The 25659-nt window shown below is 71.3% G+C and carries 27 protein-coding genes and 1 riboswitch; of the genes, 12 read left to right on the forward strand and 15 right to left on the reverse strand.

The window, feature by feature from the left end:
• Positions 1-2 precede the first annotated feature (2 nt).
• The 3 genes from M4V62_RS30495 to M4V62_RS30500 all read right to left on the reverse strand — a co-directional run bounded on the left by M4V62_RS30495 (position 3) and on the right by M4V62_RS30500 (position 2618).
• The gene (locus M4V62_RS30495; RefSeq protein ID WP_249590397.1) at positions 3-1853 is read right to left on the reverse strand and encodes an anthranilate synthase family protein; all 1851 of its coding nucleotides are present in this window, start codon (positions 1851-1853) and stop codon (positions 3-5) included.
• A 110-nt stretch (positions 1854-1963) separates the two neighbouring features.
• Complete coding sequence (locus M4V62_RS43970; RefSeq protein ID WP_361046300.1) at positions 1964-2020, reverse strand: trp operon leader peptide; 57 nt, start codon at positions 2018-2020, stop codon at positions 1964-1966.
• Positions 2021-2030: 10 nt separating this feature from the next.
• Entirely contained in the window at positions 2031-2618 is a 588-nt protein-coding gene (locus tag M4V62_RS30500) for a TetR/AcrR family transcriptional regulator (protein WP_249590398.1), read from the reverse strand.
• Positions 2619-2669: 51 nt separating this feature from the next.
• Between M4V62_RS30500 and M4V62_RS30505 the strand changes: the two genes are divergently transcribed.
• The 3 genes from M4V62_RS30505 to M4V62_RS30515 all read left to right on the forward strand — a co-directional run bounded on the left by M4V62_RS30505 (position 2670) and on the right by M4V62_RS30515 (position 5389).
• Positions 2670-3599 carry a DUF2867 domain-containing protein gene (locus M4V62_RS30505; protein ID WP_249590399.1) on the forward strand — a complete coding sequence of 310 codons (930 nt, stop codon included), beginning with the start codon at positions 2670-2672 and terminating at the stop codon, positions 3597-3599.
• 35 nt (positions 3600-3634) lie between these two features.
• Positions 3635-4987 (forward strand): class II 3-deoxy-7-phosphoheptulonate synthase, encoded by a 1353-nt coding sequence (locus M4V62_RS30510; protein WP_249590400.1) that lies wholly within the window; start codon positions 3635-3637, stop codon positions 4985-4987.
• 150 nt (positions 4988-5137) lie between these two features.
• A complete protein-coding gene (locus M4V62_RS30515) occupies positions 5138-5389 on the forward strand; it encodes a (2Fe-2S)-binding protein (protein ID WP_249590401.1) in 252 nt (83 codons plus the stop codon).
• Between the two features lie 18 nt (positions 5390-5407).
• Here M4V62_RS30515 and bfr read toward each other — a convergent pair whose 3' ends face one another.
• Positions 5408-5887, reverse strand: coding sequence for a bacterioferritin (gene bfr, locus M4V62_RS30520; RefSeq protein WP_160504564.1), 480 nt, complete (start codon positions 5885-5887; stop codon positions 5408-5410).
• Between the two features lie 174 nt (positions 5888-6061).
• Here bfr and M4V62_RS30525 point away from each other — a divergent pair, with 174 nt between their 5' ends.
• Positions 6062-6694 carry a sulfite oxidase-like oxidoreductase gene (locus M4V62_RS30525; RefSeq protein ID WP_249590402.1) on the forward strand — a complete coding sequence of 211 codons (633 nt, stop codon included), beginning with the start codon at positions 6062-6064 and terminating at the stop codon, positions 6692-6694.
• 17 nt (positions 6695-6711) lie between these two features.
• On the opposite strand, the gene M4V62_RS30530 is transcribed toward M4V62_RS30525, so the two are convergent.
• The 6 genes from M4V62_RS30530 to thiO all read right to left on the reverse strand — a co-directional run bounded on the left by M4V62_RS30530 (position 6712) and on the right by thiO (position 12647).
• Entirely contained in the window at positions 6712-7233 is a 522-nt protein-coding gene (locus M4V62_RS30530; RefSeq protein WP_249590403.1) for a DUF4396 domain-containing protein, read from the reverse strand.
• Positions 7234-7322: 89 nt separating this feature from the next.
• Positions 7323-8222 (reverse strand): deoxyribonuclease IV, encoded by a 900-nt coding sequence (locus M4V62_RS30535; protein WP_249590404.1) that lies wholly within the window; start codon positions 8220-8222, stop codon positions 7323-7325.
• 147 nt (positions 8223-8369) lie between these two features.
• Positions 8370-10343 carry a Stk1 family PASTA domain-containing Ser/Thr kinase gene (pknB, locus tag M4V62_RS30540; RefSeq protein ID WP_249590405.1) on the reverse strand — a complete coding sequence of 658 codons (1974 nt, stop codon included), beginning with the start codon at positions 10341-10343 and terminating at the stop codon, positions 8370-8372.
• Between the two features lie 91 nt (positions 10344-10434).
• Complete coding sequence (locus M4V62_RS30545) at positions 10435-11229, reverse strand: thiazole synthase (RefSeq protein WP_249590406.1); 795 nt, start codon at positions 11227-11229, stop codon at positions 10435-10437.
• A 6-nt stretch (positions 11230-11235) separates the two neighbouring features.
• Entirely contained in the window at positions 11236-11454 is a 219-nt protein-coding gene (thiS, locus tag M4V62_RS30550) for a sulfur carrier protein ThiS (RefSeq protein WP_249590407.1), read from the reverse strand.
• Entirely contained in the window at positions 11451-12647 is a 1197-nt protein-coding gene (gene thiO, locus M4V62_RS30555; RefSeq protein WP_249590408.1) for a glycine oxidase ThiO, read from the reverse strand. Before thiO ends, thiS begins: the two co-directional genes overlap by 4 nt.
• Positions 12645-12757, reverse strand: a riboswitch (TPP riboswitch). Its footprint overlaps the gene before it by 3 nt.
• A gap of 183 nt (positions 12758-12940) precedes the next feature.
• Here thiO and M4V62_RS30560 point away from each other — a divergent pair.
• The 5 genes from M4V62_RS30560 (at position 12941) to M4V62_RS30580 (ending at position 17198) form a co-directional block, all read left to right on the forward strand.
• Complete coding sequence (locus tag M4V62_RS30560) at positions 12941-14107, forward strand: NAD(P)/FAD-dependent oxidoreductase (RefSeq protein WP_425575200.1); 1167 nt, start codon at positions 12941-12943, stop codon at positions 14105-14107.
• A 54-nt stretch (positions 14108-14161) separates the two neighbouring features.
• Complete coding sequence (locus M4V62_RS30565; RefSeq protein ID WP_249590410.1) at positions 14162-14527, forward strand: Rv2175c family DNA-binding protein; 366 nt, start codon at positions 14162-14164, stop codon at positions 14525-14527.
• A gap of 86 nt (positions 14528-14613) precedes the next feature.
• Complete coding sequence (gene thiE, locus M4V62_RS30570; protein WP_249590411.1) at positions 14614-15264, forward strand: thiamine phosphate synthase; 651 nt, start codon at positions 14614-14616, stop codon at positions 15262-15264.
• Between the two features lie 89 nt (positions 15265-15353).
• Positions 15354-16274 (forward strand): methylenetetrahydrofolate reductase [NAD(P)H], encoded by a 921-nt coding sequence (gene metF, locus M4V62_RS30575; protein ID WP_249590412.1) that lies wholly within the window; start codon positions 15354-15356, stop codon positions 16272-16274.
• A 45-nt stretch (positions 16275-16319) separates the two neighbouring features.
• Positions 16320-17198: a hypothetical protein gene (locus M4V62_RS30580; RefSeq protein ID WP_249590413.1), complete on the forward strand. Its 879-nt coding sequence runs from the start codon at positions 16320-16322 to the stop codon at positions 17196-17198.
• Between the two features lie 34 nt (positions 17199-17232).
• Here M4V62_RS30580 and M4V62_RS30585 read toward each other — a convergent pair whose 3' ends face one another.
• The 5 genes from M4V62_RS30585 to M4V62_RS30605 all read right to left on the reverse strand — a co-directional run bounded on the left by M4V62_RS30585 (position 17233) and on the right by M4V62_RS30605 (position 23316).
• On the reverse strand, positions 17233-18759 hold the full coding sequence (locus M4V62_RS30585) for a phytoene desaturase family protein (RefSeq protein WP_249590414.1): 1527 nt from the start codon (positions 18757-18759) through the stop codon (positions 17233-17235).
• Positions 18760-18804: 45 nt separating this feature from the next.
• A complete protein-coding gene (locus tag M4V62_RS30590) occupies positions 18805-19419 on the reverse strand; it encodes a DUF4126 domain-containing protein (RefSeq protein WP_249590415.1) in 615 nt (204 codons plus the stop codon).
• Between the two features lie 381 nt (positions 19420-19800).
• On the reverse strand, positions 19801-20418 hold the full coding sequence (locus M4V62_RS30595) for a TetR/AcrR family transcriptional regulator (RefSeq protein ID WP_249590416.1): 618 nt from the start codon (positions 20416-20418) through the stop codon (positions 19801-19803).
• Between the two features lie 50 nt (positions 20419-20468).
• Positions 20469-22553, reverse strand: coding sequence for a YhgE/Pip family protein (locus tag M4V62_RS30600; RefSeq protein ID WP_249590417.1), 2085 nt, complete (start codon positions 22551-22553; stop codon positions 20469-20471).
• On the reverse strand, positions 22525-23316 hold the full coding sequence (locus M4V62_RS30605; protein ID WP_249590418.1) for an ATP-binding cassette domain-containing protein: 792 nt from the start codon (positions 23314-23316) through the stop codon (positions 22525-22527). The genes M4V62_RS30600 and M4V62_RS30605 overlap by 29 nt, the downstream gene beginning before the upstream one ends.
• 161 nt (positions 23317-23477) lie before the next feature.
• Between M4V62_RS30605 and M4V62_RS30610 the strand changes: the two genes are divergently transcribed.
• The 3 genes from M4V62_RS30610 (at position 23478) to M4V62_RS30620 (ending at position 25606) form a co-directional block, all read left to right on the forward strand.
• Positions 23478-24005: an SAV_6107 family HEPN domain-containing protein gene (locus tag M4V62_RS30610; protein WP_249590419.1), complete on the forward strand. Its 528-nt coding sequence runs from the start codon at positions 23478-23480 to the stop codon at positions 24003-24005.
• 136 nt (positions 24006-24141) lie between these two features.
• Positions 24142-24918: a class I SAM-dependent methyltransferase gene (locus M4V62_RS30615; protein ID WP_249590420.1), complete on the forward strand. Its 777-nt coding sequence runs from the start codon at positions 24142-24144 to the stop codon at positions 24916-24918.
• Between the two features lie 274 nt (positions 24919-25192).
• Positions 25193-25606, forward strand: coding sequence for a DUF3040 domain-containing protein (locus M4V62_RS30620; protein WP_249590421.1), 414 nt, complete (start codon positions 25193-25195; stop codon positions 25604-25606).
• Positions 25607-25659 lie beyond the last annotated feature (53 nt).

Consider the following 25659-nt stretch of genomic DNA (forward strand, 5'->3'; position numbering starts at 1 on the left):
TGCTAGACGAGCACCCCGGACAGCAGCTCCCGCACGATCGCCGTGCCGCGCAGCGAGAGCACCGACTCCGGGTGGAACTGGACCCCCGCGAAGCCGGGCCCCCGCAGTGCGTGCACCTCCCCGGTGGCCGCTTCCCTGCTGACCTCGATGCCGTGCGCCGCCAGTTCCAGGGACGTCTCCTCGTCGCAGTGGGCCACGAAGCTGTTGTAGAAGCCGACCGTCTCGGGGCGTCCGAACAGGTCGATCCGCGTCTGGGCACCCTGGTACGGGACCTCCTTGCGGACGATCTCCAGGCCGAGCTCGGCGGCCAGGAGCTCATGGCCGAGGCAGACGCCCAGGACGCCGTGGCGGTGCTCGCGGACGGCCTCGGCGGTCAGTGAGCGCAGGAAGGTCATCTTCGGGTCGGTGGGGTCCGCGGGGTCACCTGGGCCGGGGCCCAGGACCAGCGGGCCCTCGTGTTCCCGGACCGTCTCCCGGAGCCCCGGCTCGTCGTAGCGGCGTACGGAGACCGTGAGGCCGGACGAGCGCAACAGATGCGCGAGCATCGCCGTGAACGTGTCCTCGCCGTCGATGACCAGGGCGTGCCCGGACAGCTCCGCCGTATGTTCCTGCATTCGCAGCCAGAACGGCGCGAGCCCGGCCCGTCGGCTGTCGAGCGCGGCCCGCACCCGCGGGTCGTCGGCAAGGGCGGGGCGTACGCGCTCGTCGCGGGGCCGGCCGGGACGCACCCCGAGGGCAGCGAGGACGCCCGCCGCCTTCGCGTGCGTCTCGGCCACCTCGCTCGCGGGGACGGAGCCGCGCACCAGCGTCGCGCCGACCGGGACGCGCAGCCGGCCGTCCGCCGAGATGTCGGCGGTGCGGATCAGGATGGGGGAGTCGAGGGTCTGCGCGCCGCCCGCGTCACGGCCGATGAGGGCGAGGGCGCCCGCGTAGTAGCCGCGCCCGCCCGCCTCGTGCCGCTCGATGACGCGGCAGGCGTTCTGCACGGGCGAGCCGGTGACGGTCGCCGCGAACATCGTCTCCTTCAGGACCTCACGCGCGTCGAGCGACGACCTGCCCCGCAACTCGTACTCGGTGTGCGCGAGGTGGGCCATCTCCTTGAGCCGCGGCCCGACGACGACACCGCCCATGTCGCCGACGGTGCACATCATCTTGAGCTCCTCGTCGACGACCATCGACAGCTCCTCGGTCTCCTTGCCGTCGGCGAGGAAGCCGAGCAGATCGTCCGCCGTGGGCCCATCGGCCGGGTAGCGGTACGTCCCGCTGATCGGGTTCATGACGACCGTCCCGCCCGACATCCGCACATGCACCTCGGGGCTCGCCCCGACCAGGGTCCGGTCCCCGGTGTGCACGACGTACGTCCAGTACGCGCCCCGCTCGCCCACGAGCAGCCTGCGGAAGAGGGCCAGGGCGTCCGCCCTGGAGAAGCCGGGGATCTGGCCTTCGTACGTACGCCGGATGACGAAGTTCGCGCCCTCGCCCCGCCCGATCTCCTCGCGCAGGACCCGCCCGACGATGTCCGCGTACGCGGCGTCGTCGACGTCGAAGGCCCCGCCCTCGACGCGCACGTCATGGGTGGGCAGCGCCGACAGGGCCTCGGAGAGCGGGAGTTCGTACGTCTCGTCGGGGGCCAGGACCGTGAGCGGCGTGCCGTCGTCGCGTACGTCGAATCCGCGCTCCCTGATCTGCCGGAAGGGGATCAGGGCGAGGCCCTCGTCGGGGATGTCGGCGAGCCGGTCGTACGTGCCGACGGCGCCGATCAGGACCTCGACCGTGTCGTGGTCACGGCCGGGGGTGCGGCGGCGCAGTACGGCGAAGGGGCGGTCGTCGGACAGGAGGTCTGTCAGGTGCATCGGTTCTGTTCCTTCTCACTCGGAGAGGAACGGCCCCGGCCTCGCGGAGGTCCGGAAAACACTGAAGGCCGCCCCTCGGGCGGCCTTCGCGAGTCTCGAAACGCGCAGAATCAGTGGGCCGCCGGATGAGCGGGCCACCACCAGTTTCGGTTCGTCTGCGCGTGCATGTCCCGCACCCTAGCGCATCATCAGGACGTCCAGGGCCTCGTCGAGATACGCGCCGAACTCGTCGGCCGCGGGCAGCGCCGACGGCACCGCGTGCCCGAGCTGCGCGTGCCCCAGATAGACCGTGTACGCCAGCAGCCCGCGCCGCCGCGCCTCCGCTTCGGGGAAGCCGAGCCCGGCGAAGAGCTCGGCGACGTACGCCACGCGGCGCTCGGTCACGCGGCGCATGACCTCGGCGACCTGGGGGTGCGACGCGGTCGCGAGGAGGGCGACCTCCAGGGGGTCGGACGTGGCCGACGCGATGGCTTCGGCGAAGAGCAGACGGACGCGCTTGCGGGGGTCGGGCTCGGCCTCGACCGCCTGGATCGTCTCCTCGGTGTCGATCTGTGCCCAGCGGTTCAGGGCGGCCTCGATGAGCGCGTCACGGTTGGCGAAGTGCCAGTAGAAGCTCCCCTTGGTGGTGCCGAGCCGGACGGCCAGGGGCTCCACGGCGACGGCCGCGAGCCCGCCTTCGCCGATCGCGGTGAGGGCGGCGTCCGCCCAGTCCTGAGCGGTGAGTCGGGGCTTCGCCGCGGGCTTCTTCTGCTGCCGTTGCACCATGTCCGTACGGTACCGTATGGTCGACCATACGCCAGCGTATGGAGGTGCGCGATGAGCACGGTACTCAACGAACACGAGCGCGTGATCGAGGCTCCGGCTGGGGTGGTCGGCGCCCTGCTCGACCGGCTCTCCGCCGAGGAGGACCCGATCTTCCCGACGCCCGCCTGGGAGCCGATGATCTTCGACCGCCCGCTCGGCGTGGGCGCCACCGGCGGCCACGGCCCGGTTCGCTACAGCGTCACGGAGTACGAGCCGGGGCGCCGCGTGCGCTTCGCCTTCACCCCGCCGGACAACGGCTTCCACGAGTTGACCGTCGAGCCGATGGGGGAGGAGCGCTGCCGCGTCCGTCACGTCCTGGAGACCGAGCTGCGCGGCCGCGACCGCCTGCTGTGGCCCGCCGTCGTCCGGCCCCTGCACGACACGATCATCGAAGAGGTCTTCGACAACATCGAGCGGGCGGCGACGGACGGCTGCGCCCGTCCCGTGCGGTGGTCGCCCAGGGTGCGGCTCTGCAACCGGCTCATGTGGAGCCGCCCGGAGACGGTCGGGACGCCGGAGTCCGCCCACCTCATCCGCACCGCCGTCGACCACCCCGGCTACGAGGACGCGTACCGCATGGAGCTGCTCCCCGGGCAGCCGCGCGACCCGGAGGCCTGGTCCGGCATCCTGCGCGACGCCTTCCCCGTCCTCGCCCGCGAGGGCGACGAGCTGCTCCTTGAGGTGGACACCGCGGGCCTGACGGCGCGCGCCTCGATCCTGGTCGACGGCCGGCACGTCACGCTGAGCACCGCCGCGCGGGCCGACACGCTGCGCGGCCGGGTCTACTGGGGCGTGGTCCGGCGCGTCCACCCCTTCATGGCCCGCACGATGCTGCGCCGCACGCACCGCAGGCTCGCCCTGGCGGCGCCGCACGCGGGCGAACGGGAGACCGGACGTCGGCGCTCCGCCGTGTCTGCTCCGTCTCACTTGGTGAGCGGGTGAATGGACGGCAGACATCACCCCGTAATGTTGTGGGGGTGACCGTGAACGCTAAGACCACCCCAACCGGTGGCAACACCTGGCGAGACCTTCCCGCGGCGCAGCAGCCTGAGTACCCCGATGCCGAGGCTCTGCGCGATGTGATCGCGGAGCTCGAGTCGTATCCGCCGCTCGTCTTCGCGGGCGAGTGCGACCAGCTGCGCGCCCGACTGGCCTCCGTCGCCAAGGGAGAGGCGTTCCTGCTTCAGGGCGGCGACTGCGCCGAGGCTTTCGACGCCGTGTCCGCCGACCAGATCCGCAACAAGCTGAAGACGCTGCTCCAGATGGGCGCTGTCCTCACGTACGCGGCCTCCGTGCCCGTCGTGAAGGTCGGCCGCATCGCGGGGCAGTACTCGAAGCCGCGCTCCAAGGGCACCGAGACCCGCGACGGCGTGACCCTGCCGACCTACCGCGGCGACTCGGTCAACGGCTTCGACTTCGACGAGAAGTCCCGCGTCCCGGACCCCGAGCGCCTGAAGCGGATGTACAACGCGTCCGCCTCGACGCTCAACCTGGTGCGCGCCTTCACCACCGGCGGTTACGCCGACCTGCGCCAGGTGCACGCCTGGAACCAGGACTTCGTGAAGTCGTCCCCCTCGGGCCAGCGCTACGAACAGCTGGCGCGCGAGATCGACAACGCGCTCAACTTCATGCGCGCCTGCGGGACGGACCCGGAGGAGTTCAAGACCGTCGAGTTCTACGCCTCGCACGAGGCGCTCCTCCTCGACTACGAGTCGGCCCTCACCCGCGTGGACTCGCGCACCGGGCGGCTCTACGACACCTCGGGCCACATGGTCTGGATCGGTGAGCGCACCCGTCAACTGGACGGCGCGCACATCGAGTTCGCCTCCAAGGTGCGCAACCCGATCGGCATCAAGCTCGGCCCGACGACGACCACGGAGGAGGCGCTGCAGTACATCGAGCGCCTCGACCCGGACCGCGAGCCCGGCCGGCTGACCTTCATCGTCCGCATGGGCGCCGACAAGGTCCGCGACAAGCTCCCCGAGCTGGTCGAGAAGGTCACCGCGTCCGGCGCGACCGTCGCCTGGGTCACCGACCCGATGCACGGCAACACCTTCGAGGCGGCATCCGGTCACAAGACCCGCCGCTTCGACGACGTGCTCGACGAGGTCAAGGGCTTCTTCGAGGTCCACAAGGGCCTGGGCACGCACCCGGGCGGCATCCACGTCGAGCTCACCGGTGACGACGTCACCGAGTGCGTGGGCGGCGGCGACGAGATCTTCGTCGACGACCTGCACCAGCGCTACGAGACGGCCTGCGACCCGCGCCTGAACCGCAGCCAGTCCCTGGACCTGGCGTTCCTGGTGGCGGAGATGTACCGCGACCAGTAGGCATTCCCGTCTGGGTATTCCCGCAAGACGCGAAGGTGGGGCACGGATCCATGTGATCCGTGCCCCACCGGCGTATCGGGGGCTTTTGTGGACCCGGAGACGTGGGTAAGGTTAGGTTAGCCTCACCGATTAATCGGGACGGCGCCGCCGATGAATCCTGTCCGGGAGGTGAACCGCGTGTACGTCTGCAACTGCTTCGGGGTCACCGAGGCGCAGGTCAAGCAGCACGCGGCCGACGGCGCCTGCACACCCCGCCAGATAGCGTCCGCCAGCAAGGCGGGCACCGACTGCGGTTCGTGTGTACGGAGCATTCAGGCGCTCCTGGGCCGGGGCACGTGTCCCCGCAGGGAGCTCGCCGACCAGGGGCAGCCCGTCCTCACCGGCCTGGACGAGGCCGCCTAGCAGCTCTCTCGGCCGGGGTCAGCTCTCCGGCTGCTCGATGAGCTGCGAGATGTAGAGCGGCTCGCCCAGCTTCTCGACCAGTTCGAGCTGGGTGTCGAGATAGTCGATGTGGTGCTCCTCGTCCTCGAGGATCGACTCGAAGATATTCGCGGAAGTGATGTCTCCCTTGCCGCGCATCACCTCGATCCCGCGCTTGAGGCGGTCGATCGCCTCCGCCTCGATCTGCCGGTCGGCCTGGAACATCTCCGTGACGGTCTGACCCACGCGTACGTGGAAGAGCCGCTGATAATTGGGCAGGCCGTCGAGGAAGAGAATCCGGTCGGTCAGGATCTCCGCGTGCTTCATCTCGTCGATCGACTCGGACCGGGTGTACTTCGCGAGCTTGGGCCAGCCGAAGTTCTCCTGCATCTTGGCGTGGAGAAAGTACTGGTTGATCGCCGTGAGCTCGGCGGTCAGCTGCTCGTTGAGAAATTCGATGACCTCGGGGTCGCCCTGCATCGCAGAGGCTCCTTCCACGTGGTAACTGGGCAGGTTCCGCGCATCCTTGCACCGGCGTGAGTGACCGTCCAGTAAGTGCACGCTTAGTAGGAGTTGCCCCAATCAACGGCTGACCAGCCCCTGTCGGCGGCCTCCTGGTCACGTCCACCTACCCAGGTCTGTCAGGATGGACGCATGGGTCAGTCGGCGGATCGCGCATCTCGGGAAGCAGTGGAGCCGGAGCTTCCACCGGGGCAGCGACTCCAGCGGGGCTGGCCGGTCACCCACTACGGCCCGGTGCCGAAGTTCCGCCCGGAGCGCTGGGAGTTCAGGGTCTTCGGGGCCACCGCCGACGGGGACAAGCACTGCTGGACGCACGAGGAGTTCTCGTCGCTTCCGTACGCCACCGTGGTCGGCGATCTGCACTGCGTCACGAAGTTCAGCATGCTCGGCGCCGAATGGGGCGGTGTGCCCGCGCGTGCGCTGCTCGAGATCGCGCCGCCCGCGCCCGACGCCACCCACGTGATGGTCTGGGCCGAGTACGGCTTCAGCTCGAATCTGCGGATGGCCGACTTCATGGACGAGCGAACGATTTTCGCCACCCACAAAGGGGGCGAGCTGCTGACCGCCGAGCACGGTTTCCCGCTGCGGCTCGTGGTGCCCCACCTCTACGCGTGGAAGGGCCCCAAGTGGGTCCGCGGCGTTGAGTACATGACCGCCGACCGCCGCGGCTTCTGGGAGGAGCGCGGCTATCACAACGTCGGCGACCCCTGGACCGAGCAGCGCTACTCGTACCAGGAAGAGCCCGGGGACGGCCCCGAGCTCTGATCTCCTGGCGGCTTGGCTCAGTGGTGGTACTGATGCACCACCGCGTGGCCCTTGCCGCGGCCGATCATCCACTTGTTCACCGGGACGGTGATCACGAAGGCGGCGGCCAAGGCGATGGCGAGGATCCACCAGAACATGGGGTCCGCCAGGTGGGCGTCCATCGCTCCCGGCCAGAACGCGATCACGCCGTTGTCGATCAGCTCCATGACCGCGATGGACAGGGTGTCCGCGGCGAGCGCGACCCGGAACGCCGTCCTGAAATCGACGCCCGCCTTGAGGATGCCGCGCAGGGTCAGGGCGTATCCGAAGAAGAAGGCCAGGGTGATCGCGAGGATCATCGTCTGTACGTTGCCCCAGCCGAGCGCGGTGCCGATGACCATGCCGAGGACCTCGCCGATGGCGCACCCGGTGAGGCAGTGCAGGGTCGCCTGGGCCGCCATCCGCCAGCTGACCTTGCCCTTGCCCATGCCCGTGCCGTGGTGCCCCTCGTGGGCGTGGTGCGTGTGCTCGGCATGAGTGTCGTGGTGGCCGTGCTGCATGAGAGTCCCCCAACGTCGGATATCGGTTCCTGCCGCCTGGCAAGAACCGTATACCCCCAGGGGGTATTCCTCAAGAGTCTCCGGGGCCCCTAGACGCTCCTGAGCTCCTTCAGCCGCGCCACGTCCGCCGCGTGGCCTTCCTTGCCGCCGGGCGTCTCGATGATCAGCGGTACGTTCGCGGTCGCGGGGTGGAGCATGAGCTCGCGGAAGGGCTCCTCGCCGATGTGGCCGGTGCCGATGTTCTCGTGGCGGTCCTTGTGCGCGCCGACCACGTCCTTGGAGTCGTTGGCGTGCACCAGCTTCAGGCGGCCCTCGCCGACGGTGTCGACCAGGAGGTCCAGCGTCTGCTTCATGCCGCTCGGCCCGGTCAGGTCGTGGCCCGCCGCGAAGATGTGGCAGGTGTCCAGGCAGACGCCCAGCTTCGGGTGGGCGTCGAGGGCGTCGAAGTACGGGCCGAAGTCCCAGGTGCGTGAGCAGAGCGAGAACCCCTGGCCCGCGGTCGACTCCAGGAGGAGGTAGGGGTCGTCGTCGTGCGTCAGCTCGTCGAGCAGCGGCAGCATCCGGTCGCGCACCTGCTTCAGCGCGACGGCGCGGTCCCGGCCGCCGGTCGCCGAGCCGGTGTGCACGACCACGCCGAGCGCGCCGATCTCGCGGGCCCGGCGCAGCGAGTGGCGCAGGGACTCCACGGACTTCTCCGCGGTCGCCTCGGTGTGCGAGCCGAAGTTGATGAGGTAGGGCGCGTGGACGTACGCCGGGATGTTCTCGGCGGCGCAGGCCGCGCGGAACTCCTCGTCCTGCTTCGGATTGCCGGGCGGGGTCGCCCAGCCGCGCGGGTTGGCCACGAAGACCTGGACGGCCTCGGCACCCAGCTCCCGGGCGTACGAAAGCCCTACGGATGCCAGGCCGCCGGCGACGGGGACGTGGCCGCCGACGGGATTGCGGGACAAGGTGCCGCGGGACACGGTGCTGGGGGACTTGTTGCTGCTCACGCGCTCAAGGGTGGCATGGGCGCGTGAGCGTCCCGTCAGCGGATCGAGGCGTCAAGGCGTCAGAGCCTCGACGCCTCGACGCCTCGACGCCTCGACGCCTCAACGCCTCAACGCCTCAACGCCTCAACGCCTCAACGGCTCGACGGCTCAACGGATCTCGATGGTGATCGAGGACCCCTTGGGCGCCTCGTCGCCGCCCTCCACCGACTGGCCCTTGACCGTGTCCCCGAAGATGCCGAGCAGTCCGCGGTCCTCGTCGACCTCGAAGCCCGCGTCCTGAAGTTTCTGCGTGGCGTCGTCGACGCTCATGCCCTCGACGTCCGGGACCTCGATCATCTCGGGGCCCTTGGAGAGCGTCAGCGTGACCGTGTCACCCTCGGCGAGCCGCTTCTGGCCCTCCCTGGGGGACTGGTCGACGACCGTGCCCTTGTCCTCGTCGGAGTAGATCCGCTCCGTCTCGACCTTGACCTTCAGGCCCAGGTCCTCGAGCTCGGCGGTCGCGTCGGCCTGGGAGTCGCCCGTCACGTCGGGGACCTCGACCTCGGGGCCCTTGCTGACGACCACCGCGATGGCGGAGCCCGCCTTGCGCTTGGTGCCCGACTGCGGGTCCGTGCTGATCACGGAGCCCCTGCGCACCTCGTCGCTGAAGGCCTTGGTCGTCATCCCGGGAGCGAGCCCGACGTCCTTGAGCTTGTTCTTGGCCGCGGCCAGCGGGGTGCCCTTGAGGCTCGGGACCTTCACGATCTCGGGGCCCATCGAGACGGTCAGCGTCACGCTTCCGTTGTCACGGATGCGCTCGCCCGCCCCGGGGTCGGTGGCCATGACCGTGCCGCGCTTGTCGGTGTCGCTGTAGGCGCGCTTGACGTCCTTCACGTCGAGTCCGGCTTCGCCGAGGCGCTTCTTGGCCGCCGCCTCGGTCTTCGCCAGGAGCGGCGGGACCTTCGTGAACTGGCCTGAGTTGATGTACCAGACGCCCGCGCCGAGCCCGAGGGCGAGCAGGACGGCGGCCACGACCACCATCACGCGGCGGCGCGGATCGGGGCCTCGCCTGCGGTCTGGGGCGGTCGGCGGCGCCGGCGGAGGCGTCTGAAGGATGCTCGTGCGGTTGAGCTGGTCCTGGCGGCTGTGCCGGTCCTGCTGGTTGTGGTCGCCGTCCGTGGGGAGCGGCAGCTGCACGGACCGCACCGCGCGCGGGATCACGCTCGTACGGTCGTCGGAGTTGTCGTGTCCGTGCTCCGTCGTGTGTGCCTGCGGCGGCACCGCGTCCAGCTGCTCCAGGGAGAGCGCGGCGCGCGCCTCCCTGGCCTGCCCGAGGAGCGCCACCGCGTCGTGCGGGCGGACGTCGGGGTTGCGGGCGGTGGCGGACGCGACCAGTTCGTCGAGCTCGACGGCGAGCCCCGGAACCACCGCCGACGGGGGCGGCACGTCCTCGTGGAGGTGTTGGTAGAGCACCTGGGCGGGCGACTCGCCGGAGTGCGGCTTGGCGCCGGTCAGCATTTCGTAGAGCACGACCCCGCACGCGTACACATCCACACGCGTGTCGGCCGTGCCGTGCTCTATCTGCTCGGGGGCGAGATAGGAGACCGTGCCCAGGACCGTGCCGGTCGTGTTCGTGACGGTGTCCACCGCGCGCACGAGCCCGAAGTCGGCGACCTTGACCCGGCCGTCATCCCCTATGAGGACGTTCTCCGGCTTCATGTCGCGGTGCACGAACCCGGCGCGGTGCGCGGCGCCGAGCGCGGCGAGGACCGGCTCCAGGATGTCGAGGGCCGCGCGCGGCTGCAGGGCGCCGCGCTCGTGGAGCACGTCACGCAGGGTGCAGCCGGCGATGTACTCCATCGCCAGATAGACGTACGCGCCGTCGGCGCCCTGGTCGTACACCCCCACCACGTTCGGGTGGGAGAGCCGGGCGATCGACTTCGCCTCGCGGATGAAGCGGTCGACGAAGGAGACATCGGCGGCGAGCGTCGGGTGCATCACCTTGAGCGCGAGCACGCGGTCGAGGCGGGTGTCCACGGCCCGGTAGACCGTGGCCATCCCGCCGACCGCGATCCGCCCGTCCACGCGATAGCGGCCGTCGAGCACCTGCCCGACGAGCGGGTCCTGAAGGGTCGTGTCCACGCAGGGAGTCTACGAGCCACCGCTGACACCGCTGCCCGCCCGGGCGGACTCGGGCCTCGACTGCAGCCGAGCTGTAACAGGCGCGGGACGCTCAGAACGCGGGCCGCTCCGGATCGAGCCGGGCCATGCCCTCCACGGGCGAGGACGCCTCGGCGAAGTGCCGCCGGGGAATCCGCCCGGCCCGGTACGCGAGGCGCCCCGCCTCGACCCCGTGCCGCATGCCCTCGGCCATGAGGACGGGCTCCTGCGCACGCGTCACGGCGGAGGCGAGCATCACACCCGCGCACCCCAGCTCCATGGCGAGCGTGGCGTCGGACGCCGTCCCCGCCCCGGCGTCCAGGATCACCGGCACGCCCGCGCGCTCGACGATCAGCTGGAAGTTGTGCGGGTTGCGGATGCCGAGCCCGGAGCCGATGGGGGAGCCGAGCGGCATGATCGCCGCGCAGCCCACGTCCTCCAGCTTCCGGGCCAGGACCGGGTCGTCGTTCGTGTACGGAAGGACCGTGAAGCCGTCGTCGACCAGGGTCTCGGCGGCGTCGATCAGCTCGATCGGGTCGGGGAGCAGCGTGCGCTCGTCCGCGATGACCTCCAGCTTGATCAGGTCGGTGCCGAGCGCCTCGCGCGCGAGGCGGGCGGTCAGGACGGCCTCGCCCGCGGTGAAGCAGCCCGCCGTGTTCGGCAGGACCCGGATGCCGAGCCGGTCGAGGACGGAGAGCACCGAGCCCTGCACCCCGGGGTCCAGGCGGCGCATCGCGACCGTCGTCAGCTCCGTACCGGAGGCGACGAGGGAGCGTTCGAGCACGTCCAGGCTCGGCGCACCGCCCGTACCCATGATCAGGCGGGAGGAAAGGGTGAGCCCGCCGATGACGAAGGGGTCGTCTGCCATGTCGGTTCAGCCTCCTTGGACGGCGGTGAGGACCTCGACGCGGTCCCCTTCGGTGAGCGGGGTGGTGGACCACTGGGTGCGCGGTACGACGGTTTCGTTGAGCGCGGCGGCGACCCCGGAGGGGGCCGCGGTGAGGGTGGCGACGAGGGCTTCGAGGGTGGTGCCCGCGGCCACATCGCGTGCTTCTCCGTTGACGGACACGGCGGTAACGGCTGGGAGAGTCATGCGGGCTGCTCCATGAAGCGCTGCGTGAGGGGGTCGCGGACGAAGCGCTCGGGGGTGAACCCCCGTGCCTCGTCGGGCAGTTCACCGGTGGTCAGGGCGTGCGCCATGACGTCGCCGGTGACGGGCGTCAGAAGGACGCCGTTGCGGTAGTGCCCGGTGGCCAGCTGGAGGCCGGGCAGGGCGGTCGGGCCGAGCAGCGGCGCGTTGTCGGGTGAGCCGGGGCGCAGGCCCGCGCGGGTCTCGGTCAGCGGCAGTTCCGTGATGCCGGGTACGAGCTCGTGGGCGTCCCGAAGCAGCTCGTACACGCCGCCCGCGGTGACCGTCGTGTCCCAGCCGAGCTCCTCACTGGTCGCGCCGACGACGAGCTCGCCGTTCTCGCGCGGCACGAGATAGACGTGGCTGCCGCGCACGACGGCGCGCACGGTGCGGCTCAGGAACGGCGCGTACCGCTCGGGCACCGTGAGCCGAAGCACCTGCCCCTTCACGGGGCGCACGGGCGGCAGCACGCCCTCAGGGACCCCGGCCAGGCGCCCGCTGAGGCTGCCCGCCGCGAGCACGGTCTGACCGGCGTCCAGGGCGGTGCCGTCGGCGAGGACGACTCCGGTGGCCCGGTCACCCGTGACCGTGAGGCGCTCCGCCCACACGCGGTGGAAGACGACGCCCGCCCGCTCACAGGCCACGAGGAGCGCCGCGGCGAGCCTGCGCGGGTCGACCTGGTGATCGCCGTCGACGCGAAGGCCGCCCCGGACACCCGGCGCGAGCATCGGTTCCAGGCGGCGGCACTCGCGCCCGCTCAGCCACTCCGAGGCGAGCCCCGACTGCTGCTGAAGGGCGTGCAGCTCCCGCAGGTGGGCGCGGTCGTCCGAGTCGAGGGCGACGGCGAGCGTGCCGCACGCGCGGTAGCCGAGATCCCGGCCGCTCGCCTCCGTCAGCTCGGCCGCGAAGTCGGGATAGCGCTGCGCGGAGGCCACATTCAGGGCGAGCAGCGTCTGCTCCCCGTAGTGCAGCTCGGTGACGGCGGCCAGCATGCCCGCGGCCACCTGCGCCGCGCCGCCGCCCGGCTCGGGGTCCACGACCGCCGTGGACAGGCCGCGCTGCGCCGCCCGCCAGGCCGTGACCAGGCCGATGATGCCGCCCCCGACGACCACGACGTCGGTCGTGCGGGTCGTACGGGGTGGTGTACGTGACTGCATGGGCGTCCAGCCCCTCCCTTCGCCGGCATGACCCGGATCAGGTTCGTACGGTCGGAGGCCGTCCAGCCTCCCTCTCAGCCCGGTGCGTCCGGGCTCCCGCGAGTGTTCTGCACGGCCACCCTAGCCCCTGGTGTCCGGCGGCAGTAGGGGAGCTGTCCGGGTATGGGCGGTGACGGTGTGTCAGAGATCTCCCCGTCGCACCCTGAGGCGCGCGTCGCCCGCAGTCCTACAGTGATCGGGTGAGTGAGCAGCGGAGGCACGAAGAGCGCCGGGTCGTCATCGTCGGCGCGGGGATGGCCGGGGTGCAGACCGCCGTGGCCCTGCGCGAGCAGGGGTTCGCCGGTGCGGTCACCCTGATCGGCGCGGAACCCCACCAGCCCTACGACAGGCCACCGCTGTCCAAGGCCGTGCTGCTCGGCAAGGCGGAGGGCTCCGCCTTCGACATCGACTTCGAGGCGCTCGGCATCGAGCTGAGCCTGGGCCACGAGGTCACCGGCGTGCGCCCCGACGACCACGAGCTGGACACCGAGCGGGGCCCCGTCCCGTACGACGCCCTTGTCATCGCCACCGGCGCCCAGCCGATCCTGCTGCCCGGCGCCTCCGGAGTCCCCGGCGTCCATCTGCTGCGCACCCTCGACGACGCCGAGCGGCTGCGGCCCGTGCTCGCCGAGCAGCACCGCATCGTGGTCGTCGGCGCGGGCTGGATCGGCGCCGAGTTCGCGACCGCCGCACGCGAGGCGGGCTGCTCCGTCACCGTCGTCGAAGCCGCCGAGCGGCCGCTCGCGGGGGCCCTTCCCGCAGAGGTCGCGGCGCCGATGACGTCCTGGTACGCCGATTCCGGAGCCGAACTGCGCACCCACGCGCGCGTGGAGCGCGTCGAGCCCGGCAGCGTCCTCCTGGACGACGGCACCCGGCTGCCCGCGGACGCGGTCGTCGTCGGCATCGGCGCACGCCCCGCCACGGACTGGCTCGCGGGCTCCGGCATCACCCTGGGCGCCCACCGGGAGATCCTGGCCGACGACCACCTTCGGACGTCGCAGCCCGACGTCTACGCGGTCGGCGACTGCTCGTCCTTCCCTTCGGGAAGGTATGGCGAGCGCCTCCTCGTGCACCACTGGGACAACGCCCTCCAGGGCCCGCGCACGGTGGCGGCGAACATCATCGGCGAGACCCCTTCGGCGTACGACCCCGTCCCGTACTTCTGGTCCGAGCAGTTCGGCCGCTTCGTCCAGTACGCCGGTCACCACGCGACCGCCGACGAGCTGGTGTGGCGCGGCGATTCCTCGGGTGCGGCCTGGACCGTGTGCTGGCTCCGAGGGGGCGTCCTGGTCGCCGTGCTCGCGGTGGGCCGCCCCAGGGACCTGGCGCAGGGCCGCAAGCTGATCGAGGCGGGCGCCCGGCTCTCCCCCGACCTGGCGTCGGACCCCGCGCTGCCGCTGAAGAAGACCGTGCTGCCGTGACCGGAGGGACCCGCTGCCCGGCCGCTGTCGGCGCCCGGAGATACGCTTGGCCCCGTGACCGAGATTGACGCAAAGACTGATGCTCTCGTCCCCGAGTGGCTCCACCTCCCCGACATCGCAGAAATGCTCGACGTCGAGGTGACGCGTGTGCGCCAGCTGGTCAAGGAGGGCCAGCTGATCGCCGTGCGCCGTGGTGAGAACCGCGCGCTCGCGGTGCCGGCCGCCTTCATCGACGGCGACAAGATCGTCAAGGGCCTCACCGGCACCCTGACGCTCCTGCGGGACGACGGCTTCTCCGACGAAGAAATGCTGGAGTGGCTCTTCACTCCCGACCCCACCCTGCCCGGCACCCCCGCGCAGGCTCTGAGCGAGAATCGCGGCACGGAGGTGAAGCGTCGCGCCCAGGCGCTCGCCGTCTGACCGACACGGAAAACCGTTGCGTACGGGCCGCGCGTCCCCCGTGGACACGCGGCCCGTGGGCCACCGACAACCCGGGGGACATCTCCATGGCCACCAAGCCTGCCCGCGAGCAGCTCGCGGACGCCCGCCTCTATCTGTGCGTGGACGCCCGCAAGCGCCAGGGAGACCTCCCCGAGTTCCTCGACGCCGTCCTCGGCGGCGGTGTCGACATCGTGCAGCTGCGGGACAAGGGCATGGAGGCAGCCGAGGAGCTCGAACACCTCCAGGTCTTCGCCGACGCCGCCCGCAGGCACGGCAAGCTCCTCGCGGTGAACGACCGCGCGGACGTCGCGCACGCCATCGGCGCCGACGTGCTGCACCTGGGCCAGGGCGACCTGCCGGTGCCCGCGGCCCGCGGGATTCTGGGCGAGGATGTCCTCATCGGCCGCTCTACGCACGCCGACGCCGAGGCCGCCGCCGCGGCGACGCAGGACGGCGTGGACTACTTCTGCACGGGACCCTGCTGGCCGACCCCCACGAAGCCGGGCCGGCACGCTCCGGGGCTCGACCTCGTCCGGTACACGGCCTCGCTCGGCACGGACCGCCCGTGGTTCGCCATCGGCGGCATCGACGCGGGCAACCTCGACGAGGTGCTCGAAGCGGGCGCCCGCCGCGTCGTCGTCGTGCGGGCGATCACCGAGGCGGACGATCCGGCAGCCGCGGCGGCCGACTTCGCGAAGCGGCTGCGTTCGGCCTGATCGGCGATCTTCGGCCAACCTTCGGGGGCGGTGTCCGCAGGTTGGACGGAGATTGGCCGGTAGCGGTGCCCCGTAGCTAACCTGCCCGTATGGCCCTAGGCACTGCTTCCACCAGATCTGATCGCGCACGCACCGTGCGTGACATGCTCGCGACCGGCAAGACGACGTATTCGTTCGAGTTCTCGGCGCCGAAGACCCCGAAGGGCGAGCGGAACCTGTGGAACGCCCTGCGCAGGGTCGAGGCGGTGGCCCCCAGCTTCGTCTCCGTGACGTACGGAGCGGGCGGCTCGACGCGTGCGGGCACGGTCAAGGAGACGGAGCAGATCGTCGCCGACTCGACGCTCACGCCGGTCGCGCACCTGACCGCGGTCGACCACTCCGTGGCCGAACTGCGCAACATCATCGGGCAGTACGCGGACGCAGGCATCAGGAACATGCTCGCGGTCCGCGGCGACCCGCCCGGCGACCCCCTCGCCGACTGGGTCAAGCACCCCAAGGGCCTTGAGTACGCCGCCGAACTGGTCCAGCTGATCAAGGAGTCGGGCGACTTCTGCGTGGGCGTCGCGGCCTTCCCGGCGATGCATCCGCGGTCGGCCGACTGGGACACCGACGTCCGGCACTTCGTCGACAAGTGCCGCGCCGGCGCCGACTACGCGATCACACAGATGTTCTTCCACCCGGAGGAGTATCTGCGCCTGCGCGACCGGGTCGAGGCCGCGGGCTGTTCGACGCCGATCATCCCGGAGATCATGCCGGTGACGAACGTGCGCATGCTGGAGCGGCTGCCCCAGCTCAGCAACGCTTCCTTCCCGCCCGCGCTCAAAGAGCGCATCCTCACAGCCAAAGACGATCCGGCGGCTGTACGCTCCATTGGCATCGAGTTCGCGACGGAGTTCTGCGCGCGGTTGCTGGCCGAGGGTGTCCCGGGACTGCACTTCATCACGCTCAACAACTCCACGGCGACTCTGGAAATCTACGAGAATCTGGGCCTGCATCACCCGCAGGCCTGACCGGCCGTACCCCTGGGGGCGGCGGCCGCGGGGAGAGGGGCGTACATGGGCTGGACGGTCCTCTACATCGCGTTCGGATGCGTCGCGCTGTGGCTGTTGGGCGAGGTGCTGCTGCAGTACAAGGCGCGGCTGCGCTGGCGGCTGCTCGCCTTCGGCGGCTTCCTCGGCGTGGTCATCGGCGTGCTGCTGCCGTCGGTGGTCGTCATCGGGATCGGCGCGATCGCCTTCGCCACGGGACAGACGTACGTGACGCTGTCCTTCCGGCGCGGCTTCTCCACCGGCTGGGCGCTCGGCGGCCAGCCCGGTCTGAGCAAGCGCCGCAAGACGACGCAGCGGGGCGCGGTGGCCCAGGACCCGACGCTCCAGGTCTCCGACCTCGAGTACGAGCAGGCGGGCCCGGCAGGACCGCCGCCCGAGACCGCTCCCGGCACCGGGGTCTACGCGCCGGAGCCGCTGCCCGACGACACCGGGCAGTACGGCATCTACAGCGACACGGCGTACGACCAGCAGCAGTCCGCCACCGCGGACAGCGGCTACGGCTACGACACGTACGCCGCCGCGGGCTATGACCCCCAGCAGCCGTACGCGTACGGCGAGACGGGCCAGCAGCAGTACGCCGCGTACTCCGACCCGTACATCGGGACGCAGACGTACGGCGGCCAGCAGAGCTACGACACGTACGGCGACCAGCAGCAGTACGCCCCCTATCCCGCCGCTCCTGCCGCCGATCCGTACGGCACCGGGGCGGGGACGTACAACGAGACGCCGCCCGGCGGGGTCTGGGTGCCCCAGCAGCGCAGCGTCGAGGCCCCCTACGGCCAGTACGGCGGCGAACTACCGCCGGAGCAGCCGTATCCCTATCAGGGCGACCAGTCCCAGGGGAACGGTTACGACGCGGGGTACGACGAGCAGTACCGGTACTGATCAGCGGGAGCGTCGGCTCGCTGCGAGCCCCGGTTCACTGCGAGCCCCGGAAGTCCGGTCCCTCCACGATCAGTCCGGCCACCAGCGTGCCCGACATGCCCGCGTGCGGAAGCCCGCCGCCCGGGTGCGCCCAGCCGCCGGCCGCGAAGAGCCCCGGCAGACGCGTGCTGTTGGCCGGGTGCAGCAGCCGGCCGTCGCCCGCCGCGAGGGACGGGGGCGGGACCGCGCCGCCGTCGGCGCCGGTGGCCTGCGCGATGTCGGCGGGGGTACGGACCTCGTGCCACAGCAGGCGCTCCCGCAGTCCGGGCAGCACGGCATCGGCACGGTCGAGCAGGCGCTCCACGTCCGCCTCGGTGACCTCCGTGTGCGCGGGCACCGTGGCCGTCAGCGTGACCGCCTCGTGCCCGGCGTCGGGCGTGCGCGTCGGGTCGTCCGGGCGCAGCACCGTGAGGGTGGGGGCGATGGGCAGTCCGGGGCGGTCCCCGAAGAGCCGGTCGAGCTCGTCCCGGCGGTCGGGTGTGTGCAGCACCGTCCGGTGAGGCGTGCCCTCGGGCCTCGCGCCGCGCAGCGCGAGGAGGACCATGAGGCGGCTGGGCAGTCCGGACCGGGCCTGCACTTCACCCTCCGCCCGTATGTTCACACCGGATGCGCCGGACATGCCGGATACACCGGACAGCAAGCCGTCCAGTGCGCCCGGCGCGACACCGGCGACCACGAAGTCCGCCTCTTCCGCCGTCCCGTCCGCGAGCTCGACGCCCGCCGCGCGGCCGTCCTTCTCGATGATCCGGGCGACGGGGGAGTCGAACGCGAACTCGACCCGCCGGGCGAGACACCGCTCGTACACGGCGGTCGCGAGCGCACGCATCCCGCCGCGCACGGACCATGCGCCGAAGGTGTGTTCCAGGTAGGGCAGGACGGCCGCGCTCGCCGGGGTCGCCCGGGGGTCGAGGCCGCACGCGAGGGCGTACTGCTCCAGGAGCGCGAGGAGCCGTGCGTCGCCGCCCAGTTCGAGCTCGCCGACCTCGGTGAGGGTGCTCGCGCGCCGCTCGCGCCGCAGGAGGCGCTTGTGCGGCACCGAGGGGTAGGGCTCGCGGTCGGCGAGGACCTGCCAGTTCGGCCAGAGCGGCTCTTCCAGGAGGGGGCGCCGGGTGCGGTCCCATGCCTCACGGGCGCGGTTCATGTACGCCGACCAGGCGGCGCCCGCGCCGCTGCCCAGCGCCGCGTCGAGGGCCTCGCCCACACCCGCGCGCGAGGCGTTCGGCAGATCGGCCGCCGTGCCGTCCGCGAAGACGTGCCGCACGGCGGGCTCCACCTGGGACAGCTCGACGCACTTCTCCAGCGGCTCCTTGCCCGTCTTCACGAACAGGTCGCGATAGACGGCGGGGAGATGCAGGAGCCCGGGGCCCGTGTCGAAGGCGAAGCCGTCGCGCTCCACGCTGCCGAGCGCGCCGCCGTACGTACCCGACCGCTCGTGCACCACCACCCGGTGGCCCGCGACGGCCAGCCGGGCGGCGGCCGCCATCGCGCCCATCCCGGCGCCGATCACCACAATCCGTGCCATGCCAGGGACTTTATCGGCCACCACTGACAGTCACGCCGGGAGCCCTCAGTCCGGCGGCCGTCCCGCGTGCGCCGCGAGCCGCCTCTCCTCGCGCCGCTGTGCCCTGCGTCGCAGGAACCGCCGGATCCGCGAGACCAGGAAGTACAGCAGGATCAGGCCGAGCACCAGCAGCACCGCCGCGATGATCGCGGCCGCCTCCGGATAGAACATCGCGAAGCTGACGATCCCGCCGACCCCGAGATCCTCCGCCGTGCTCACGATGACGTTGCTGAACGGCTCCGGCGAGGTGTTGATCGCCATCCGCGTCCCGGCCTTCACGCAGTGGCTGGCCAGCGCCGTCGAACCGCCCACCGCCCCCGCCGCCAGGTCGGGCAGCGAACCGCTCTGGCCCGCGAGCAGCGCACCCACCACGGCGCCGGACACCGGCCGGATCACGGTGTGCACCGTGTCCCACACCGAGTCGACGTAAGGGATCTTGTCGGCGACCGCCTCGCAGGCGAAGAGAACCCCGGCGACGATCAGCACATCAGGACGCTGCAGCGACTCGGGCACCTCGTCGGTGATCCCGGTCGCGCCGAAGACACCGAGCAGAAGGACCACGGCGTACGCGTTGATCCCGCTGGCCCAGCCGCTGGTGAAGACCAGGGGGAGTACGGACACGGACGCGATCGTAACCAGTCGGGAACGTTCCGGCCTGGGGATGAGCACCCAGGTCTGAGTATCCGTACCTAGTGATGGAGATGAGTATCAGCGCGGATGGGTCCCGACCTGCGCAGACGGAAGAGTGAGGGACACGGAGAGGGGCGCAGCGCCCGTACCGCCGACACGGGGCGGCGGAACGGCGCGGCGCCCTTAACCGCTCCTCCCACCCCGCCGAAGGTGGGAGCGAGACACGGGGGTGACGGGCGGCGGCCCGGGGATGACCACCCGGGGGGCCGAACGGGGGAACACGGGGGAACGCAAAAGGCGCCGGTCCGGTGCCGCCTGGAGAACAGGCGGCACCGGACCGGCGCCTTTTCTTGCGAGGCCCCCGGGGACGGCTCAGCGCCCTCCGCTCACCCGCCCTTGCAGCAGTCGCGAGAGCGCCGAGTGGACGTCGTCGAGGGAGCGCTCCGGCTGGAAGGCCTGCCAGTCCAGGGCCGCCACCAGGACCATCCCGACGAGCGCGGCGGCCGTCAGGGGGATGTCGATCTCCTCGCTCAGCTCGCCGTTCTCGACGCCCGCCCGCAGGACGTCCTCGACGACGGCGACCGCCTGCTGCCTGACCACCATCAGGGTGGACTGCCAGGCGCGGTTGGTGCGCCACAGCTCCGCCACGTACAGCTGGGTGAAGGCGGGATAGCGGTCGATGAAGACCAGGCCCGCCCGGATCATCGCGTCCAGCGCGTCGACCTGCGTGCCGCCGCTGCCCGCCGCCTTCTCGGCCGCCTCCTTCAGGGAGGCGGTGAGCAGCCCGACGCCGTGCCGAAGCAGCTCTTCGAAGAGGACCGATTTGCTCGCGAAGTTGTAGTAGACCGTGCCCTTCGCGACCCCGGCCCGCTCGGCGATCTCGTCGACCGTCGTGGCCGAGAAACCCTGCTCCGCGATGAGGGTGACGGCGGCCTCGTAGAGCTTCTGCCGGGTGGCCTCACGCCGGGTGCTGGTTGCGCTGCTGTCCATGGGCCTGATTCTCACAGGTCTTGCCGCCCGCACAGGCTCGGTTCCGGGTCTCACAGGCTCAGCTCCGGGTGCAGCCGGTCCAGGGTCCACACCTGCTTGCGGCGCGCGGAGAGCGCGGTGAGCGCCAGGGCGCCCGCGGTGAAGGCCGTGAGGACCACGCACGCCTGCCACACGGGGCCGAGACCGCCGCCCGTGATGAGCCTGCGCAGGGCGTCGACGACGTAACTCATCGGCAGGAAGGGGTGGATCCAGCCGAAGAAGGACGGACTCGTCTGGACGGGGTACGTGCCGCCCGCCGAGGTCAGCTGGAGCATCAGGGCCGCGAGGACGAGGATCCGTCCGGCCGCCCCGAAGCGCGCGTTCAGCCACTGCACGATCGCCGCGAAGCAGCACGTCACCAGGCAGAGGAAGCCCACCGTCCCGGCAGTTCGCGCCATCTGCAGGCCAAGGCCCCAGTGCAGGACCGACATCAGGGCCCCTGTCTGGAGCACGCCGAGGGCGGCGACCGGCAGCCACCCCGCGAACGCGATCCGCCAGGCGGAGGCGCCCGCGGCGAGCGCGCGCCGGTTGAGCGGCTGGATCAGCATGTACGCCACCATCGCGCCCACCCACAGGGACAGCGGGATGAAGTACGGGGCGAAGCCCGTGCCGTAGTTGGGCGCCTTGTGCATCGACTGGGAGGCGAGCTGCACCGGGTCGGCCATGACGTCGGTGCGCTGGTCGCGGTCCTTCTTGTCGTAGTCCGGGATCTTCTTGACGCCGTCGTGCAGCCCGCCGGACAGCTTCTCGGAGCCGTCGGCCAGCTTGAACATGCCGCCCTTGAGGTCACTCGCGCCCGTCTCGAGCTTGCCGACGCCCGCATCGAGGTCCGTGGCGCCGGTCTTGGCGGTGCCGAGGCCGGTGTGCAGCTTCTTGGCGCCCTTGGCGACCTTCCCCGCGCCCGTGTTGAGGTCGTTGATCTGGGTGACGGCCTTGTCGAGGTCCTCGTTGAGGTGCGGCGCGCGGTCGGCGAGCTCCTGGGACTTCTTCTCCAGCGTGTTCAGGTGCCTCTTGAGCTTCTTGACGTCGCTGTCCTGGTCCTTGATCACGGTGTTCATGTCGTCCGCGATGGTCGACACGTTCTCCGCGGCCGCCTTGGCCTTCTTGAGCTGCGGGCAGCCCGGGTCCGGGACCGGGAGGTTCTCGCAGCGCTCCGTGTAGAGGCCGCCGATGATCTCGGACCCCTTCTTGGCGCCCTCGGCCGCCCCGGGTGCGAGCTTGACCCAGGTGTCCAGGTTGCCCCGCAGGGCCTTGGAGGAGTCGGCCACGAGCTGGGCCGTGTCCCCGACGGTCTTGCCGTTGTCCTTCAGGAAGGGCCGCACCTGGTCCGCGGTGCCGTTGACCTTGTCGGCCAGCTTCTGGGTGCCGTCCGAGACCTTCTTGGAACCGCTCTGCAGGTCAGCGGCGCCCTTGTCGAGCTTCTTGATGCCCCCTGCCAGGTCGCTGCTGCCGTTCTTGGCGTCCTTGAGGCCGGTCACGAGCTTCTTCGAGCCCTTCTTGGCCTCCCCGATGCCGCTGTCGAGCTTGTCGGCACCCTTGGCGGCCTTCTCGGTCGCCCCGTGGATGTCGGAGAACGAGATGAAGATCTTGTCGAGGAAGGAGCGCGACGCCTTGGTGGAGGCCGCCGTGCGCACCTCGGAGAAGACCGTCCGGGAGATCTGCCCGACGATGTAGTTGTTGGCGTCGTTCGTACGGACCCGAAGAGCGCCCGTCTCCGGGGAGTCGCCCGAACTGGACGCGATGCGCTTGCTGAAGTCGGTCGGCATCGTCAGGGACAGGTAGTACGTCCCGTCCTCGACGCCCTTGCGCGCCTCGGCGGAACTCACCTCGTGCCAGTCGAAGGTCTTGCTGTCCTCGAGACCGTCGACGATGCCGTCGCCCACCGCGAGCTTCTTGCCCGCGGCCGTGGCTCCCTTGTCGTCGTTGACGAGCGCCACAGGGATGCGGTCGAGACGGCCGTACGGGTCCCAGAACGAGCACAGGTACAGCGCGCCGTACAGCAGGGGCAGCAGCAGGAGCGCGGCGAGGGCCGCGCGCGGCAGCTTCCCCCTGCCGAAGCGCCTGAGCTCAAGAGCGGCCAGCTTCGGCGAGCGCATCCGCCGTCTCCTTGTCGTCGTCGTTCGAGTCGTTCGAGTCGGCCGATTCAGCGGGCTTTTGGCCCGTGGACACGGCGACCGCGTCCTCGGGTGCTTCGCTGCACACGGCGACGACGGTGGTGCCGCTCTGTGCGAGGGACCCCAACAGGGCCCAGGCCTCGCCCCGTTCGGCCTCCGACAGCTTGAGGTCGACGTCGTCGACGCCAAGCAGCCGGGGCCGCCCGATCAGGGCGAGCGCCACGGAGAGCCGCAGCGCCTCCAGGCGCTCCAGGTCGCGCACGGAGGTCCGCCGCCCCTTGGGCAGCGCCTCCATGTCGAGCCCGGCCGCGGTCAGCGCGGTGTCGATCCGCAGCCGTGCCTCGCTCGCCCGCTCGGCGCGCGGCCTCAGCAGACCCCGCAGGGATCCGCCGAACCGCCGCTCCAGAAGCGCCCGTTCGTGCAGATGCTCGGCCACGGTCAGCGCCGGATCGAGATCCGTCACGCCGGGCACGGGCCCGAGCGCGCTGATCCGGCGCACGGCGGCGAGCTGCTTGGGCAGCCGGAAGCCCCCCACGGAAGCCTCGCCCTCCGTGGGGCGCATCCGCCCGGTGAGTGCGAGCAGCAGACAGGTCCGGCCCGACCCCGAAGGCCCCTCGACCGCGATCAGCGCCCCGGGGCCGGCCTCGACATCGACCCCGCGGAACGCCCAGCCCCGCGGTCCCTCGAGCCCGAACCCCCGCGCTGTGACGGCGGCTCCCCGCGCGCCGTCGCTTGGCCCGTCCACAGTTCCCCCTCGCACCCTCTTTTGAACTGACTGGTCAGTGCAAAAACTAGCCCGAACCCGCGATCGAGGCAAAAGCGCAGGTCAGAGCCGATTGTCAGTGGCGTACTCCACGATGGGCACATACGGCCACCATGCCGTTACGCGACGACAGGAGGTTCGTCATGGCCAGCACTTCCGCAGCAGCCGCACGTCGGCACCGCCCCGTCGGCCCTGCCCCTGTAGCCACCGGCCCCGCGAGCGACGTCCACCCCGTCCTGCGCCGGGCCACGGCCCCGCCCGCCGCACTCGAACTGCTCGCCCAGGCCCGCGCCGGCATCGACGAAGCCGCGCACCTGGAGACTCCGAACGAGCGCTATGCCACGGCCCATCTCGCGGCCCTGCGCACCGCGGCCGCGGTCCTCGCCGCCCGCGGCCGCCCCGAGACGACCACGCGACGCAGGCAGCGGATCCGGAGCGCCTGGGAAGTGCTCCCCGAGATAGCGCCCGAACTGACCGAGTGGAGCGCCCTGTTCGCCTCCGGCGCGCCGCGCAGGGCCCGCGCGGAGGCGGGCATACAGGGCGCGGCCACCGTCCGGGACGCGGACGACCTGCTGCGTGACGTGGCGATGTTCTTACGCATCGTCGAGCGGATGCTGGTGCTGCAGCCGGTGCTGCCCCAGCCCAGGCAGGAGCCGCCGGACGCGAGCTGAGACGGGTGACGGGGCAGTGGGCCGAAGGCAATAGGGTGGGAGCGCCCGCACCCTCCTTCCTGCGGCAAGAGCAGGCGGAGGGAACCCCCTAGCTCCGCCGCGGACATGCGGTGGACGCGCCGAGGAGTCAACTGCCGTGTCGGACCCGATGCGCCCCCGCGCTTCTCTCCGTACCGCCGTGGTCTGGGAGGTCCTGAAGGACGCTCTAGACCGCCGGGTCAAGGCCACGGGCCGGGAGTCACACTCCCTCGACGTGCTCGACACCGGAGGCGGCAGCGGCAACTTCGCCGTGCCCGTCGCCCGCCTCGGCCACCGCGTCACGGTCGTCGACCCGAGCCCGAACGCCCTCTTCGCGCTGGAGCGCAGGGCCGCCGAGGCGGGCGTCGCGGACCGGGTGCGCGGCGTCCAGGGCGACGTACACGGCCTCTTCGACGTCGTGGAGCGCGCCGGGTTCGACGCCGTCCTGTGCCACGGCGTCCTGGAGTACGTGGACGACCCCGCCGAGGGCGTGCGCAACGCGGTCAGCGCGCTGCGCCCCTCCGGCACCCTCAGCCTGCTCGCCGCCGGCCTCGGCGGAGCCGTGCTCGCCAGGGCGCTCGCCGGGCACTTCACCGAGGCCAGGCAGGCGCTCGGCGATCCGGCGGGGCGCTGGGGCGACGGGGACCCCGTGCCCCGGCGCTTCACCGCCGAGCAGCTCACCGACCTGGTCGAGGGCACGGGCATCAGGGTCGACGCGGTGCACGGCGTGCGGGTCTTCGCGGACCTGGTTCCCGGCGTCCTCGTGGACACCGAGCCCGGCGCCCTGGAGGCCCTCCTGAAGCTGGAGGCGGCCGCCGCTGAGCTCGCCGCCTTCCACTCCGTGGCCACCCAGCTCCATGTGCTCGGTGAGACCCGGGATGCCGACGAGGCCTGACGTCGGCCGTGGCTGCCTCGCTGATCAGCGACGCAGCCGCACATGGAGTACGGCACACACCCCCCGAACGGGCTATGGGCGCCGTATGATCGAGGCAGACCGTCCGGCATGCCGGACCGGCCGCTGGGGAATGCACGCTTCAGCGAGCCGGAGCGGCAGGGTGGTCCGGTTTGGCGAAGTTGGCGCAGAGGGGCGGGTTTCACGGGGGCGATTCCCTGCCTATCCTGAAGGGGACCCCCGGTCGCCCCGGCGACTGCACGATGAGGAGGACTCCGTGCCGCTCTCGGAGCACGAGCAGCGCATGCTCGAGCAGATGGAGCGAGCGCTGTACGCCGAAGATCCCAAGTTCGCGACAGCGCTCGAGGGAAGCGGGCTGCGTACGTACACCCGGCGACGGGTCTACCAAGCGGTCGCGGGCTTCCTTGTAGGTATCGCCCTTCTCATGGCCGGAATGGTCGCCCAGCAGATCTGGGTGAGCGTGGTGGGATTCCTCGTCATGCTGGGATGTGCGGTGCTCGCCGTCACCGGATGGCGCAAAGCGCCCAAGCCAGGTGAACAACCGGCCGCAGGCACGCCAACGGCACCGGGCGCAGCCCCGGCCGCCCGTCGGCAGACCAGGCAGCGCCGGTCGATGATGGACCGGATCGAGCAGCGCTGGCAGCGCCGCCGCGACGAACAGGGCCAATGAGTTTTTAGCATTTCCAGTCGCGCGTAAGGGTGACCGCCCACGGCGGTCACCCC

The sequence above is a fragment of the Streptomyces durmitorensis genome (assembly GCF_023498005.1).
Lineage (GTDB): Bacteria > Actinomycetota > Actinomycetes > Streptomycetales > Streptomycetaceae > Streptomyces > Streptomyces durmitorensis.

Coding starts and splice junctions, on each gene's coding strand:
- thiO (WP_249590408.1), bottom strand. CDS start 12,647: ATGCAGTCACGTACACCACCCCGTACGACCCGCACGACCGACGTCGTG.
- M4V62_RS30515 (WP_249590401.1), top strand. CDS start 5,138: ATGAATCCTGTCCGGGAGGTGAACCGCGTGTACGTCTGCAACTGCTTC.
- thiE (WP_249590411.1), top strand. CDS start 14,614: ATGGCCACCAAGCCTGCCCGCGAGCAGCTCGCGGACGCCCGCCTCTAT.
- M4V62_RS30560 (WP_425575200.1), top strand. CDS start 12,941: ATGGCCGGGGTGCAGACCGCCGTGGCCCTGCGCGAGCAGGGGTTCGCC.
- M4V62_RS30610 (WP_249590419.1), top strand. CDS start 23,478: ATGGCCAGCACTTCCGCAGCAGCCGCACGTCGGCACCGCCCCGTCGGC.
- M4V62_RS30600 (WP_249590417.1), bottom strand. CDS start 22,553: ATGCGCTCGCCGAAGCTGGCCGCTCTTGAGCTCAGGCGCTTCGGCAGG.
- M4V62_RS30525 (WP_249590402.1), top strand. CDS start 6,062: ATGGGTCAGTCGGCGGATCGCGCATCTCGGGAAGCAGTGGAGCCGGAG.
- M4V62_RS30500 (WP_249590398.1), bottom strand. CDS start 2,618: ATGGTGCAACGGCAGCAGAAGAAGCCCGCGGCGAAGCCCCGACTCACC.
- M4V62_RS30580 (WP_249590413.1), top strand. CDS start 16,320: ATGGGCTGGACGGTCCTCTACATCGCGTTCGGATGCGTCGCGCTGTGG.
- bfr (WP_160504564.1), bottom strand. CDS start 5,887: ATGCAGGGCGACCCCGAGGTCATCGAATTTCTCAACGAGCAGCTGACC.
- M4V62_RS30595 (WP_249590416.1), bottom strand. CDS start 20,418: ATGGACAGCAGCGCAACCAGCACCCGGCGTGAGGCCACCCGGCAGAAG.
- M4V62_RS30505 (WP_249590399.1), top strand. CDS start 2,670: ATGAGCACGGTACTCAACGAACACGAGCGCGTGATCGAGGCTCCGGCT.
- M4V62_RS30585 (WP_249590414.1), bottom strand. CDS start 18,759: ATGGCACGGATTGTGGTGATCGGCGCCGGGATGGGCGCGATGGCGGCC.
- thiS (WP_249590407.1), bottom strand. CDS start 11,454: ATGACTCTCCCAGCCGTTACCGCCGTGTCCGTCAACGGAGAAGCACGC.
- M4V62_RS30495 (WP_249590397.1), bottom strand. CDS start 1,853: ATGCACCTGACAGACCTCCTGTCCGACGACCGCCCCTTCGCCGTACTG.
- M4V62_RS30530 (WP_249590403.1), bottom strand. CDS start 7,233: ATGCAGCACGGCCACCACGACACTCATGCCGAGCACACGCACCACGCC.
- metF (WP_249590412.1), top strand. CDS start 15,354: ATGGCCCTAGGCACTGCTTCCACCAGATCTGATCGCGCACGCACCGTG.
- M4V62_RS30545 (WP_249590406.1), bottom strand. CDS start 11,229: ATGGCAGACGACCCCTTCGTCATCGGCGGGCTCACCCTTTCCTCCCGC.